This window comes from Pseudomonas sp. AC252 (assembly GCF_979258105.1).
The window spans coordinates 459,410-471,965 of record NZ_OZ409837.1; the positions used below are offsets into that span (position 1 = coordinate 459,410).

The 12,556-nt window shown below is 60.6% G+C and carries 13 protein-coding genes and 1 pseudogene; 5 read left to right on the forward strand and 9 right to left on the reverse strand.

What is annotated here, in order from left to right; genetic code table 11:
• Positions 1 to 100: 100 nt before the first annotated feature.
• The 3 genes from ACZZZ4_RS02170 to ACZZZ4_RS02180 are packed head-to-tail and all read right to left on the reverse strand — an operon-like array spanning position 101 to position 2,133.
• On the reverse strand, positions 101 to 1,330 hold the full coding sequence (locus ACZZZ4_RS02170; RefSeq protein ID WP_463547156.1) for an RNA polymerase sigma factor: 1,230 nt from the start codon (positions 1,328 to 1,330) through the stop codon (positions 101 to 103).
• Positions 1,323 to 1,667, reverse strand: coding sequence for a YciI family protein (locus ACZZZ4_RS02175; RefSeq protein ID WP_039758054.1), 345 nt, complete (start codon positions 1,665 to 1,667; stop codon positions 1,323 to 1,325). The genes ACZZZ4_RS02170 and ACZZZ4_RS02175 overlap by 8 nt, the downstream gene beginning before the upstream one ends.
• A 40-nt stretch (positions 1,668 to 1,707) precedes the next feature.
• Positions 1,708 to 2,133: a YybH family protein gene (locus ACZZZ4_RS02180; protein ID WP_463547157.1), complete on the reverse strand. Its 426-nt coding sequence runs from the start codon at positions 2,131 to 2,133 to the stop codon at positions 1,708 to 1,710.
• Between the two features lie 140 nt (positions 2,134 to 2,273).
• On the opposite strand from ACZZZ4_RS02180, the gene ACZZZ4_RS02185 reads away from it, so the two are divergent.
• Entirely contained in the window at positions 2,274 to 2,759 is a 486-nt protein-coding gene (locus ACZZZ4_RS02185; RefSeq protein WP_463547158.1) for a GNAT family N-acetyltransferase, read from the forward strand.
• A gap of 63 nt (positions 2,760 to 2,822) precedes the next feature.
• Here the strand turns inward: ACZZZ4_RS02185 and ACZZZ4_RS02190 are convergent, their stop codons facing one another.
• From ACZZZ4_RS02190 to ACZZZ4_RS02200, 3 genes are all read right to left on the reverse strand, one after another.
• Positions 2,823 to 3,311, reverse strand: a complete 489-nt coding sequence (locus ACZZZ4_RS02190; protein ID WP_415761731.1) for a GNAT family N-acetyltransferase — start codon at positions 3,309 to 3,311, stop codon at positions 2,823 to 2,825.
• 88 nt (positions 3,312 to 3,399) lie between these two features.
• Positions 3,400 to 3,885: a GyrI-like domain-containing protein gene (locus tag ACZZZ4_RS02195; protein WP_415761730.1), complete on the reverse strand. Its 486-nt coding sequence runs from the start codon at positions 3,883 to 3,885 to the stop codon at positions 3,400 to 3,402.
• A gap of 69 nt (positions 3,886 to 3,954) precedes the next feature.
• Positions 3,955 to 4,617 (reverse strand): LysE family translocator, encoded by a 663-nt coding sequence (locus ACZZZ4_RS02200; RefSeq protein ID WP_415761729.1) that lies wholly within the window; start codon positions 4,615 to 4,617, stop codon positions 3,955 to 3,957.
• 138 nt (positions 4,618 to 4,755) lie between these two features.
• Between ACZZZ4_RS02200 and alaC the strand changes: the two are divergent.
• A pseudogene (alaC, locus tag ACZZZ4_RS02205) lies at positions 4,756 to 5,971 on the forward strand (alanine transaminase).
• A 179-nt stretch (positions 5,972 to 6,150) separates the two neighbouring features.
• Here alaC and ACZZZ4_RS02210 read toward each other — a convergent pair.
• The gene (locus ACZZZ4_RS02210) at positions 6,151 to 7,503 is read right to left on the reverse strand and encodes a GntP family permease (RefSeq protein ID WP_129997473.1); all 1,353 of its coding nucleotides are present in this window, start codon (positions 7,501 to 7,503) and stop codon (positions 6,151 to 6,153) included.
• An 81-nt stretch (positions 7,504 to 7,584) separates the two neighbouring features.
• Complete coding sequence (locus tag ACZZZ4_RS02215) at positions 7,585 to 8,118, reverse strand: gluconokinase (protein WP_039758072.1); 534 nt, start codon at positions 8,116 to 8,118, stop codon at positions 7,585 to 7,587.
• A 216-nt stretch (positions 8,119 to 8,334) separates the two neighbouring features.
• Between ACZZZ4_RS02215 and gntR the strand changes: the two genes are divergently transcribed.
• Positions 8,335 to 9,366 carry an HTH-type transcriptional regulator GntR gene (gene gntR / locus ACZZZ4_RS02220; RefSeq protein WP_415761727.1) on the forward strand — a complete coding sequence of 344 codons (1,032 nt, stop codon included), beginning with the start codon at positions 8,335 to 8,337 and terminating at the stop codon, positions 9,364 to 9,366.
• A gap of 139 nt (positions 9,367 to 9,505) precedes the next feature.
• On the opposite strand, the gene ACZZZ4_RS02225 is transcribed toward gntR, so the two are convergent.
• Positions 9,506 to 10,378 (reverse strand): LysR family transcriptional regulator, encoded by an 873-nt coding sequence (locus ACZZZ4_RS02225; protein ID WP_463547159.1) that lies wholly within the window; start codon positions 10,376 to 10,378, stop codon positions 9,506 to 9,508.
• Positions 10,379 to 10,500: 122 nt separating this feature from the next.
• Here ACZZZ4_RS02225 and ACZZZ4_RS02230 point away from each other — a divergent pair, with 122 nt between their 5' ends.
• Together ACZZZ4_RS02230 and ACZZZ4_RS02235 are read left to right on the forward strand one after the other, a co-directional pair.
• Positions 10,501 to 10,941, forward strand: a complete 441-nt coding sequence (locus tag ACZZZ4_RS02230) for a PACE efflux transporter (protein ID WP_463547160.1) — start codon at positions 10,501 to 10,503, stop codon at positions 10,939 to 10,941.
• 125 nt (positions 10,942 to 11,066) lie between these two features.
• Positions 11,067 to 12,491: an MFS transporter gene (locus ACZZZ4_RS02235; protein ID WP_463547161.1), complete on the forward strand. Its 1,425-nt coding sequence runs from the start codon at positions 11,067 to 11,069 to the stop codon at positions 12,489 to 12,491.
• Positions 12,492 to 12,556: the final 65 nt, after the last annotated feature.

Here is a 12,556-nt window from a genome sequence, read left to right on the forward strand (position 1 = left end):
CGCTCACCTGTGGGAGCGAGCCTTCCAAAAGAGGAATGCAACCACCTGTGGGAGCGAGCCTGCTCGCGAAAGGGCCAGCCGCACCGACGCAGCTTCCAGATCAACCCAGGTCCCTCAGTCGCCCCTCGATAAACCGCCGCTCCGGCGCCTGCCGCGTCAGCTCCAGCGCCCGCTGATACGCCGCCCGCGCCTGCTCCACCCGGCCCAACTGCCGACAAAACTCCGCCCGCGCCGAATGGGCCAAGTGGTAATCCTGCAACTCGCCACGCGCCAAAATCCCTTCAACCAACAACAACCCGGCCAACGCTCCATCCCGTTTGGCCAGCGCCACCGCCCGGTTCAGCTCGATCACCGGCGACGGCACCGCGCGCAGCAACACGTCATACAGGCCGACTATCTGCTCCCAGTCGGTTTCAGCTGCCGATGGCGCTTCGGCATGCACCGCTGCAATCGCCGCTTGCAGACAATATGGCCCGAACCGCCGGGTAGTCAGCGCGCGCTCCACCAGTGCGCAGCCTTCGGCCATCAACCCGGCGCCCCACAACGAGCGATCCTGATCGTCGAGCAACACCAGTTCACCGCTCGGTGAGGTGCGTGCCGGCCGGCGTGATTCATGCAGCAGCATCAGCGCCAGCAGACCCATGACTTCCGGCTCCGGCAGCAACTCCATCAACAAGCGCCCCAGCCGAATCGCTTCGCGCGTCAGATCCTCGCGGGTCAGCTCAGCGCCGACCGAAGCCGAATAGCCTTCGTTGAACACCAGATAAATCACCCGCAACACGCTGTCGAGGCGCTCGGGTAATTCATTCAGCGTGGGCACTTGGTAAGGGATTTTCGCGTCGCGGATCTTGGCTTTGGCGCGGACGATGCGCTGGGCAATCGCCGCCGGCGCCGAGAGAAAAGCGCGGGCGATTTCCTCGGTGGTGAGGTCGCAGACTTCGCGCAAGGTCAGCGGCACCTGCGCATCTGCGGCCAGCGCCGGGTGGCAGCAGGTAAAGATCAGCCGCAAGCGATCGTCTTCCACGTCTTCGCCGCTCCAGTCAGCCTGTTCCAGCTCATCGAGTTGCGCCAGCAGCAACGGTTGCGACGCCTTGAACCGCGCGCGCCGACGCAACACATCGATGGCTTTGAAGCGTCCGGTCGAGACCAGCCAGGTGCGCGGGTTGTCCGGCACGCCGTCGCGCTGCCAGCGTTCGACCGCGACGAAGAAGGCCTCGTGCAAGGCTTCTTCGGCGAGGTCGAAATCACCGAGCAGGCGGATCAGCGTGGCCAGAATCCGCCGCGAATCCTCGCGGTAGACCTGCTCGACCCGCGCCCTGACGTCAGACATTCAACTGCCGCACCGGACGTACCTCAACGCTGCCAACCCGGGCTGCCGGAATGTTGCCGGCGACCTGAATCGCTTCGTTGAGATCCTTGGCATCGATCAGGTAGAAACCGGCCAGTTGCTCCTTGGTTTCAGCGAAAGGCCCGTCGGTGATCGACACCTTGCCGTTGCGCATCCGTACCGTGGTGGCGGTCTCCACCGATTCCAGCGCTTCGGCAGCGATCATCCGCCCGCTGCCCTGAATCGACTCGGCGTAGGCCCAGCATTCGGCGTCCTCCGGGCTGTCCGGCGAGGTGTGCAGCAGACGTTCATCGCTGTAGACCAGGCATAGGTATTTCATGGCGATCTCCTGATTCGAACGGATCAACTATGGCTGAAGATCAGGGAGTCACATCGAACAGCGTCGCGCCGCTCATCGGATCGAACGGTGCCGACCAATGCTCGTGCGCGATCTTCCACGCCCCGCCGATCTGCCGATAGCACGCGGTGGCGCGCATCCAGCAGCTCTGGGTTTCGCCCTTGTCGTTGGTGCCGCCACAATTGGCTACCCAGTGGGCGAAGGCGATGTTGTCGGCGCTCTCGATGGCGATTTCGTGGAACTCGAAAACGTGCGGGCCGGGGCACATTTCCATGCACTCGACCCAGTGCGCGCGGTAGGCCGCTTTGCCTTTGAATTGCAGCGCCTTGATCGCATCGAACGAGACGATGTCGTCGGCGTACAGGGCCATGACTTTCTCGACGTCCTTGGCCATCACCGCTTCGCGGTAGGTGTTGATCAGGGTCTGGATTTCGCTGTGTGCGCTCATGGTGTTCTCCGGTTTTTTTGTTGTGAAGACACCCTTAGTCGTTTGCCCAATGCGCGGATCGACAGGCGAAACAAAAAATTCACCGACGACAATCTCGCTAGAATCCGAGGCTCACTCCTTGTAGGAAAAAGGAAATTCCCTTGTCATCCCAACTCGTGCCTTACGACAGCCTCAGCCCTTTGCAGCGTGAGCAAGTCGAGTCGATTGAAATTCACCCCGAGCAGATCAAGTTCTCCGGAGACATCCACGGTGCCCTGCACACCCTGCTGTCGAAACCCGGCCCCGGCGTAAAGGGTTTTGCCCTGCTGGCGGACGACGCACCGGTGGCGTTTCTGCTGCTCAAGCGCCCGCCGGTATTGCCCGACTGGGCCGACGAACACAGCGCCACATTGCATGCTCTGCAGGTCGATCGGCGCGCGCAGGGCAAGGGTTACGGCAAGGCGTGCCTGCAAGCGCTGCCCGCTGTCGCCCGCGAGGCGTGGCCGGAGATCAAGGGGCTGGAATTGTCGGTGGACGCTGATAACGAGGCGGCGATTGCGCTGTATGCCAGGCATGGCTATGTCGACAGCGGCGAAGCGTACAAGGGCCGGATTGGGTACGAGCGGCGGATGGGCCTGTTCTTCTGAGTATCCCTGATCGTTCCTACGCTCCGCGTGGGAACGATCAGGCAGTTTCGATAGGTGTTGGCTTCAGAGGGTCAGGATCATCTCGTGCCACGCCATGCCGCCGTGGTCGGACTCGGACGGTTTGATGTAGGCAAAACCGAACCCGGCATACAGCGCAATGTGTTGCTCTTTGCACATCAAGTGAATCGTCGCTTTCTGCATCCCGCGCATGCGCTCGATGAATTCGGCGAGCAGGCGCTTGGCCAGGCCCTGCCCTTGGTAATCCGGGTGTACCACCACCGACATGATCACCACGTTCGGGCCTTTCGGGTCGTGGCCGATCAGTTCCTTGAAGGCCTCGTCGGACATCTGCACGTCGAACGCCGCGCCGGAATTGATGAAACCGGCGACTACGCCGTCGACCTCGGCGACGATGAAGCCGTCCGGCCAAGTGGCGATGCGCGTGGCGATCTTCTCGCGAGTGGCGGCTTCGTCGCCTTCGTAGGCGACGGTTTCGATGGCGTAGCAGCGGTCCAGGTCGGCAGCGCTGACGTTGCGGATCACGGTGTTCATGGCAGCTCAAAAATCTGTGGAAACAAGGCCCGCCAGCATAATGCAGAACCACCGGGGCGGACATGCTCCGCCTCGATTGTTACGCCGCTCAGGCCTTGATCGGCAGCCAGATTTCCAGGGTGCCGGTATTGAGTTTCGGGTTGTAATCCTCGCTGTAGCGCTCGAATTCCGGGGCGTCCGCCGCTTCGTAAGCGGACTGCGGCAGCCAGGTGTTCCAGATGTACTGGAAGGTGTCGGGGAGTTGCGTCAGTGGCCCTTTGTGCTCGAACACCGCATATTGCTGCGGCTGGATTTCAACCCAGCGGTACTTTTCCGGCAGCTCATCGAGCTTGTCGATCTGCACACCGGCAATGTATTCGAAACCGCCCTCACCGTCCGCGTTGCAGCAAACGCCGTAGGTCACTTCGTTGACTTGCGCGGGGATTTTTCCCAAGTGCGGGATCAGTTTTTCCCACAACGCGGGAATGTTTTCGGTGGTTTGCTGAGTGAATCGCCCGCCGAAACCGGCAATCAGCAGAAATTGCCCATGTTCGAAGCGAGGTTCGGCTATTTCGACGCGTTTCTGTTCATCCATGACGCGACTCCTCAGAACGGAAAAGTGGGTTCGGCTGGGAGTATAGAAAGCCCGACCCGTTTCGCACGTTTACAGCGAATGCAACTGCTCGACGGCGCCCGAGCCGACAAACTCGTTGTAGCCGGAAACGATCACGTACACCGCGAAATAGCAGAAGATCGCCGCCGATGCCAGATAAGAGTAGCGCAAAAGCTTGTCGCCCAGCAGCTTGCCGCCATGGCTCGCCGCGAAGCACAGACCGGCCGACCACACCAGCCCGGCGCAGAGGAAACCGCCGAGAAACAGTGCCGAACTTAACGGGCCGCCACCACCGGACCGGGCAATCAACGTGCCGCCAACCGCAGCAAACCAGAGAATCGCACTGGGCGACGACATGGCGAGGAAGATGCCGCGAAAGAATTCCTTGCGATGCGAGTTCTGGCCCACTTCCGCGGTTTCCGCCAGCAGCGCTTCGTGGTGAATCGCCGAGTAAATCATCTTCGCCGCGAAGTAGATCAACAGCGCCGAACCGCCAATCCATAGCACCCATCGCACGGTTTCGTACTGCAGCAGGACGGTCATGCCGGCCAAGGCCAGCACCGCATAGATCAGATCGCCGACGCAGGTGCCCAGGCCCAGTGCGAAGCCCTGAAAATAGCCGCGCTGCATGGCCAGGGTGATCATCGCGATATTGGCTACGCCGATATCCAGGCACAGCGAAAGGCTCAGCAAGAAGCCGCTGGTGAATTCCATTGACCGATTTTCCTTGAAAAAAATGTTTACAACCGCGCTGGACAGTATGCCATCACTGCCCTTATCTTCCGCCACAGGTCACCGCAGTGACCAGCGTCGCTCGGACGGTTCCGGGCGCTTACGTTATCCGAGGCAACAATGGCCGAACAAGGTTCGCCGCGCCGCTTTGCGCGCATAGATCGACTCCCCCTTACGTTTTCAACATCACCGCCGAGCTGAAAATGGCCGCTCGCCGCCGTGGAGAAGACATCATCGACCTGAGCATGGGCAATCCCGACGGCGCCACGCCGCCGCACATTGTCGAAAAACTGGTGCAGGTCGCCCAACGTGAGGACACCCACGGTTACTCGACCTCCAAGGGCATTCCACGCCTGCGCCGGGCGATTTCCAACTGGTACAAGCAGCGCTACGAAGTCGATATCGACCCGGAAAGCGAAGCCATTGTCACCATCGGTTCCAAGGAAGGCCTGGCGCATTTGATGCTGGCCACCCTGGATCAGGGCGACACGGTGCTGGTGCCGAACCCGAGCTACCCGATTCACATCTACGGCGCGGTGATTGCCGGCGCTCAGGTGCGTTCGGTGCCGCTGGTGCCGGGGGTGGATTTCTTCGACGAACTGGAGCGAGCCATTCGCGGCTCGATCCCCAAACCGAAAATGATGATTCTCGGCTTCCCGTCGAACCCGACCGCGCAGTGCGTGGAGCTGGATTTCTTCGAGCGGGTGATCGCCCTCGCCAAGCAGTACGACGTCTTGGTCATCCACGATCTGGCTTACGCCGACATCGTTTACGACGGCTGGAAAGCCCCGTCGATCATGCAGGTGCCGGGGGCCAAGGACATTGCGGTGGAGTTTTTCACCCTGTCCAAGAGCTACAACATGGCCGGCTGGCGCATCGGGTTCATGGTCGGCAACCCGGAATTGGTCAGCGCCCTGGCGCGGATCAAGAGCTACCACGACTACGGCACCTTCACTCCGCTGCAAGTGGCGGCGATTGCCGCGCTGGAAGGCGATCAGCAATGCGTGCGCGACATCGCCGAGCAGTATCGCCAGCGGCGCAACGTGCTGGTCAAGGGCCTGCATGAGCTTGGCTGGATGGTCGAGAACCCGAAAGCGTCGATGTACGTCTGGGCGAAGATTCCCAGGCATATGCGCATCTGGGTTCGCTGGAGTTCGCCAAGAAACTGCTGGCCGAGGCCAAGGTCTGCGTCTCGCCGGGTGTTGGCTTCGGTGAGTACGGTGATGACCACGTGCGCTTCGCGTTGATCGAAAACCAGGATCGGATTCGTCAGGCTGTACGCGGGATTCGCGGGATGTTCCGCGCGGATGGGTTAGTCGCAAAAACTGGCGGCTAACACTAATCCCCGTGGAGCGAGCTTGCTCGCGAAGGCGTCGTGTCAGCCACCTCAATACTGACTGAACCACCGCTTTCGCGAGCAAGCTCGCTCCCACAAGGGTTTTGTGCTCAGACTTGATATCTCCACGCACAAAAAAACCGCATCGCTGCGGTTTTTTTGTGCCTGCAAAACGCCGTTTAAACGAACAGCGACAACAGCAGGATAAAGCCCAGGCCCACTACCGACAGAATGGTTTCCATCGCGGTCCAGGTCTTGAAGGTTTCGGCCACGGTCATGTTGAAGTACTGCTTGACCAGCCAGAAACCGGCGTCGTTGACGTGGGACAGAATCAGCGAGCCGGCGCCGGTGGCCAGCACCAGCAGCTCACGGTTGACGCCCGGAATCATCCCGACAACCGGCACCACAATGCCAGCGCCAGTGATGGTCGCCACAGTCGCCGAACCGGTTGCAATGCGGATCACCGCCGCCACCAGCCAGGCCAGCAGGATCGGCGAGATCTGCGCGCTGACCGCCATGTGGCCGATCACGTCACCCACTCCGCTGGTCACCAGCATCTGCTTGAAGCCGCCGCCGGCACCGATGATCAGAATGATCGCAGCGGTAGGCGCCAGGCTTGCGTCGAGCCATTTGAGCATCTGTTGCGAACCGATGCCCTGCTTGTAACCGAAGGTGTACAGCGACAGCAGCAACGCCAGCAGCAGTGCGGAGATCGGGTGACCGATCATGTCCATCCAGATACGGAAGAAATGACCGTCCGGCAGTGCCACGTCAGCAAAGGTTTTCAGCAACATCAGGAACACCGGCAGCAGCACGGTGACCAGGGTGATGCTGAAGCTCGGCAGGTTGGCCGAATCGTTTTCACGGGCCAGTTGATCGACCAGTTCCTGATTCGGGTGACCGGGAATGTGCTTGGCAATGAAGGTACCGAAGATCGGACCGGCAATGATTGCCGTAGGCAGTGCGACGATCAGACCGTAGAGAATGGTCTTGCCGATATCAGCGCCGAATACGCCAATCGCCAGCAGCGGCCCCGGGTGCGGCGGCACCAGACCGTGCACCGCAGAGAGGCCGGCGAGCAGCGGGATACCGATCTTGATGATCGACACACCGGTACGACGGGCAACGATGAACACCAGCGGAATCAGGAGCACGAAGCCGATTTCGAAGAACAGCGGAATGCCCACCAGGAACGCGGCGAACATCATTGCCCACTGGACTTTGTCCTTGCCGAAGGCGCGAATCAGCGTCTGGGCGATCTGATCGGCGCCGCCGGATTCGGCCATCATCTTGCCGAGCATGGTGCCCAGGGCGAGGATGATGCCGACGAAACCGAGCACGCCACCAAAGCCGTCCTGAAACGCCTTGATGATGGTGTTGATCGGCATGCCGGAAGTCAGGCCGAGGAAGGCGGCGGCGATGGTCAGGGCGATGAACGGGTGAATCTTGAATTTGGTGATCAGGATAATCAGGCCGATTACCGTGACCACCGCATCGAGCAGCAGGAACGTCTCGTGGGACATGCCAAACATGGGGGTGTCTCCTGGATTGTTGTTGTTATTAAAGCGGGTTGAACAGAAGTCGGGAGGACAGCGCTGTCTTTTTCAACATACTCATACCGCCTGTTTCAGACCGTTGGCCTGCCACCAGACGTGAGCCTGCAGGGCCAGCTCTTCGACGCTGTGAATCGAGGCATTGAGCGGCAGGGTCAGCGGCTCGCCCTTGGGCGATTCGAGGGTGGCGAACTGGCTTTCGATCAACGTCGCCGGCATGAAGTGGCCCGGGCGGTGCGATACACGCTCGGCGGCGACTTCCGGGGTCAGTTCAAGAAACACGAAACCGAGGCCCGGCAAGGCGCTGCGCAGGCGTTCGCGGTAACTGTGTTTAAGGGCCGAGCACGTCAACACCGGGCGCTGGCCTTGGGCGTCGACGCGACGCAGTTCATCGCACAGGCTGTCGAGCCAGCCGGCGCGGTCTTCGTCGTTCAGGGGGATCCCCGCGCTCATCTTTTCGATGTTCGCGGCCGGATGAAAAGTATCGCCTTCAATGGCAGTGGCGCCGCTCAAATGGCACAGGGCCTGGCTGACGCACGTCTTGCCGCAACCGGCAACGCCCATGATGACCAGGGCGGTGATGGGATGACTCATATAACACCTCAGCGCGCAGACAGCGCTACCTTTGCTAGCTATGACTCTAGTGCACAGGCAGAAGTTGCCGACGCCTTCTTGTCGTTTTTTTGGGTTGCAGCAGGTTCGTTCCCGACGCCAAAGCGCGCAGATCAGGCAGGACCGCGCTCACGCATTTGCAGCTGCATCAGGACAGCGCTACCTTAGTGCCTTGATTTTTGTTTGGCAAGCCGCCCGATGACCTCCCCCAAGAACGATAAAAATACCCGCACCACCGGCCGTCCGACCCTCAATGAAGTAGCCCGCTTGGCCGGCGTCAGCCCGATTACCGCCTCCCGCGCCCTGCGCGGGGTGAGCACAGTGGCCACCGAACTGGTGGAAAAAGTGCAGAAAGCCGCGCTCGAACTCAACTACGTCGTCAACCCGGCCGCCCGCGCGCTGGCCTCGGCGCAGAGCCATTCGGTTGTCGTGCTGGTGCCGTCGTTGTCCAACCTGCTGTTCATCGACACGCTGGAAGCCATTCATCGGGTGCTGACGCCCAAGGGCTTCGAAGTACTGATCGGCAATTTCCACTACTCGCGCGATGAAGAAGAAAACCTCCTGCGCAACTACATGGCCTATCAGCCACGCGGGTTTCTGCTGACCGGTTTTGATCGCACGGAAAGTTCGCGACGAATGATTGAAGTCAGCAACATTCCCTGCGTGTACATGATGGAGCTGGACAGCGCCGCCGGGGTCAATTGCGTGGGCTTTTCGCAATTGAGCGCGGGTGAAACTGCCGCCGAACACCTGCTATCTCGCGGGCGCAAGCGCTTGGCCTACATTGGCGCGCAGCTGGATCAGCGCACCTTGTTGCGCGGAGAGGGCTTCCGCAAAGCATTGCAGAAGGCGGGCCGCTACGACCCGGATCTGGAAGTGCTGACGCCACGTGCTTCATCGGTGGGCTTGGGCGGAGAGTTGTTTTTGCAGTTGCTGGCGGCGCATCCGGACGTCGATGCAATCTTCTTTGGCAACGATGACCTGGCCCAAGGCGCGCTGCTGGAAGCGTTGCGCAATGGCATCAAAATTCCCGAGCAGGTGGCGATCCTCGGTTTCAACGATCTGCCGATGTCCGAGCACATGGTCCCGCGCCTGAGCAGCATCAACACCCCGCGTGAGGCGATCGGCCGGCGCGCGGCGGAGCAGATGCTGACGTTGATGGCGGGCAACAAAGTGGCGCGGCCGGTGGAGGATATGGGGTTTGAGCTGAAGGTGCGCGAGAGTACCTGACCCTTCACAAATGCTGAGTTGCAACACAACCCTTGTGGGAGCGAGCCTGCTCGCGAAAGCGGTGGGTCAGTCAGCTTTGATGCAGCTGACACGACGCCTTCGCGAGCAGGCTCGCTCCCACAGGGGATCTCTACCCAGTTCAATGGCTGAGCAGGTCAACCAGGGCCTGCGCGCCCTTCTGCAAGGGCTGGCTCTTGAGCCACACCGCGTGCACCGGCAGCACCAGGCCATTTTCGATGTTGCGAAAATTCAGCCGTTTCAAGCGCCCGGCCTCGAGCCACGGCTGCACCACCGACAGCGGGAAATTACCCCAGCCCAATCCCGCTTCGACCATTTCCATTGCCGTCTCAAGATTGTCCGTGCGCCAGTAGGATTCAGCCACCAACGGGCGCGTCTCGCTGATCGGCAAGTCGCGGCTGGCGACGATGATCTGGCGCACCTGCACCAGGTCTTCGAGAAACACATCCCGCCCCTGCAGCAACGGACTGTCCGCCGCCAGCGTGGCGATCATGCGTTCGCTGCCGACGAACTGAAAACGCTCCAACGCGTTCACGCTCAAGCCAGCGAAGGCCAGGCACACGCTGACCCGGCCACTGTGCAACATCGCCAGCACATCATCCTGTGGCGCGGTCAGCACTTCGATGTCAAGCAACGGATGCCGCTCGGCAATCACCTTGATCGCTGCCAGCAAGCGGCGTCGATCAATGTCCGCAACCACGCCGACCGACAATCGGCTTTCCAGCCCCAGCGACAACTCCACCGCGTGCACTTGCAGTTGCTTGAGCTGCTCGGCGATCAGACGCGCGTGCGGCACCAGCGACTGTGCGATTGCCGTGGGTTGCGGCTCGCGATGGCTACGGTCGAACAACGGGTAACCAAGTTCCGCTTCAAGATTGGCGATGCCCATGCTCACCGCCGACGGCACCTTGCCCAACTGCCGCGCGGCAGCGGAGAACGAGCCGCGTTCGATCACCGCGAGAAACAACTCAATGCTGTCGCTACTGAAATTCAATTGCCCCACCCATCAATAAAACTGAAAGCTTCCAACTTTTTCTGTCAGGTCTATTGAAGCTATCTTTCGCCGCCTTCGCCAGCCCTGCTGGTCAACATTCGGCAAGAAAGAGGCAAATCTGCATGCAAGGCGTGAAACGCAAACTGGTCTACGTGTCGCTCTACGAGGTGATCGGTATGACCTTCTCGGCCCTCGGTCTGGCGTTGTTGTCGGGTACATCGCCGGGCAGCACCGGGCCGCTGGCGGTGATCATCACCAGCATCGCCGTGACCTGGAATTTCATCTACGCCTCGCTGTTCGAACGCTGGGAAAGTCGCCAGGTCTCGCGCACCCGCACGGTGAAACGGCGCATCGCCCATGCGGTCGGCTTTCAACTGACGCTGATCGTGTTTCTGATTCCGCTGATCGCCTGGTGGATGAACATCAGTCTGGTGCAGGCATTCCTGCTTGATCTGGCCCTGATCGTCTTCATCCCGTGCTACACATTCATGTTCAACTGGCTGTTCGACCGGATCTTCGGCCTGCCGAACTCGGCGCTGCCGGATTCTGCCGCTGCGGCATAAATCGCTAATTCGTAAGCAGATACTGCGAGAAATTAGCGGTTCAACCTGTTAAACCACCGACATTCACAATCCGCAAACACCGATAGCAGGCTAAGCTTTTCCATCAATAAAAAATGGATCAGCTTATGACTGCTCACGCTACCGCCGCCGCGCCTGGTGATGGCATCGACCCGGTACGCGCCGCCGAGATTTCCGCCCGCATCGATCGGCTGCCCGCCGTCGCCACCATCTGGCGTCTGGTTGCGCTGCTGTCGATCGGCGGATTTTTCGAACTCTACGACCTGTTCCAGACCGCCTACATCAGCCCCGGGCTGATTCGCGACGGCCTGTTCGCCACGGGCAATCAGGGGGTGTTCGGTTTCTCCGATCAGGCGGCGTTTGCCTCGGCGACCTTCCTCGGCCTGTTCCTCGGCGCCAGCCTGCTCAGTCCGCTGGCGGATCGGTTCGGTCGCCGGGCGATCTTCACCTTCGCGCTGATCTGGTACACGGCGGCGACAGTGCTGATGGGCATCCAGAGCTCGGCGCTGGGCATCATCGGTATGCGTTTTCTGGTCGGCATCGGCCTCGGTATCGAGCTGGTGACCATCGACGCTTATCTCTCGGAACTGGTGCCCAAACGCATGCGCAGCTCGGCGTTTGCCTTTGCGTTTTTCGTGCAGTTCCTCTCGGTGCCGGCGGTGGCTTTGATGTCATGGTGGCTGGTGCCGCAAGCGCCATTCGGCGTGTCTGGCTGGCGTTGGGTGGTATTGGCCAGCGCAGTGTTTGCGCTGTTCATCTGGTGGCTGCGCAAGCGCTTGCCGGAATCACCGCGCTGGCTGGCGCAACACGGTCGCTTCGATGAGGCCAACCGCATTCTCGATAACCTCGAAGCGCGCTGCGCCAAGGATCACGGCCAGGCGCTGGATGCGCCGGAACCGGTGCCGGTGGATGTCGAAGGCAAGGGCCGTTTCGCCGACATCTGGCAACCGCCGTACCGCCGCCGCGCATTGATGTTGATCGTCTTCCACATCTTTCAGGCGATCGGTTTCTTCGGTTTCGGCAACTGGTTGCCGGCGCTGCTTTCGGGGCAAGGCGTGAGCGTCACCCACAGTCTGATGTACGCGTTCATCATCACCCTCGCCTACCCGCTCGGGCCGTTGTTGTTTGTGAAGTTCGCCAACCGCTTCGAAAACAAATGGCAGATTGTCGGCTCGGCCCTTGGCGCGATGACCTTCGGCACCCTGTTCGCCCTGCAGACCAGCGCGTTCGGGCTGATCTTCTGCGGGGTGATGATCACCTTCTGCAACGCCTGGCTGAGCTTCAGTTATCACTCCTACCAGAGCGAACTGTTCCCGACCAACATCCGCGCTCGTGCGGTCGGGCTCTGCTATTCGTTCAGTCGTTTGTCGACGGTGTTCAGCAGTCTGCTGATCGGCATGTTCCTGGATAATTTCGGCACGCCGGGGGTACTGGCTTTTATCGTCAGCAGCATGCTGATCGTGATGCTGACCATCGGCTGGTTCGGCCCACGAACGCGTAATCTGGCGCTGGAAAATATTGCCCATCGCTGAGAGGCAACATTAGCTGAATCAAGGCCGGCGACATGTGGGCAGAACGGCTCATGAGATGAACTTGA

Excerpts from the sequence above, each read along its gene's own strand:
- ACZZZ4_RS02170 (WP_463547156.1), bottom strand. The coding sequence starts at position 1,330 with ATGTCTGACGTCAGGGCGCGGGTCGAGCAGGTCTACCGCGAGGATTCG.
- ACZZZ4_RS02175 (WP_039758054.1), bottom strand. The coding sequence starts at position 1,667 with ATGAAATACCTATGCCTGGTCTACAGCGATGAACGTCTGCTGCACACC.
- ACZZZ4_RS02180 (WP_463547157.1), bottom strand. The coding sequence starts at position 2,133 with ATGAGCGCACACAGCGAAATCCAGACCCTGATCAACACCTACCGCGAA.
- ACZZZ4_RS02190 (WP_415761731.1), bottom strand. The coding sequence starts at position 3,311 with ATGAACACCGTGATCCGCAACGTCAGCGCTGCCGACCTGGACCGCTGC.
- ACZZZ4_RS02195 (WP_415761730.1), bottom strand. The coding sequence starts at position 3,885 with ATGGATGAACAGAAACGCGTCGAAATAGCCGAACCTCGCTTCGAACAT.
- ACZZZ4_RS02200 (WP_415761729.1), bottom strand. The coding sequence starts at position 4,617 with ATGGAATTCACCAGCGGCTTCTTGCTGAGCCTTTCGCTGTGCCTGGAT.
- ACZZZ4_RS02210 (WP_129997473.1), bottom strand. The coding sequence starts at position 7,503 with ATGTTTGGCATGTCCCACGAGACGTTCCTGCTGCTCGATGCGGTGGTC.
- ACZZZ4_RS02215 (WP_039758072.1), bottom strand. The coding sequence starts at position 8,118 with ATGAGTCATCCCATCACCGCCCTGGTCATCATGGGCGTTGCCGGTTGC.
- gntR (WP_415761727.1), top strand. The coding sequence starts at position 8,335 with ATGACCTCCCCCAAGAACGATAAAAATACCCGCACCACCGGCCGTCCG.
- ACZZZ4_RS02230 (WP_463547160.1), top strand. The coding sequence starts at position 10,501 with ATGCAAGGCGTGAAACGCAAACTGGTCTACGTGTCGCTCTACGAGGTG.
- ACZZZ4_RS02235 (WP_463547161.1), top strand. The coding sequence starts at position 11,067 with ATGACTGCTCACGCTACCGCCGCCGCGCCTGGTGATGGCATCGACCCG.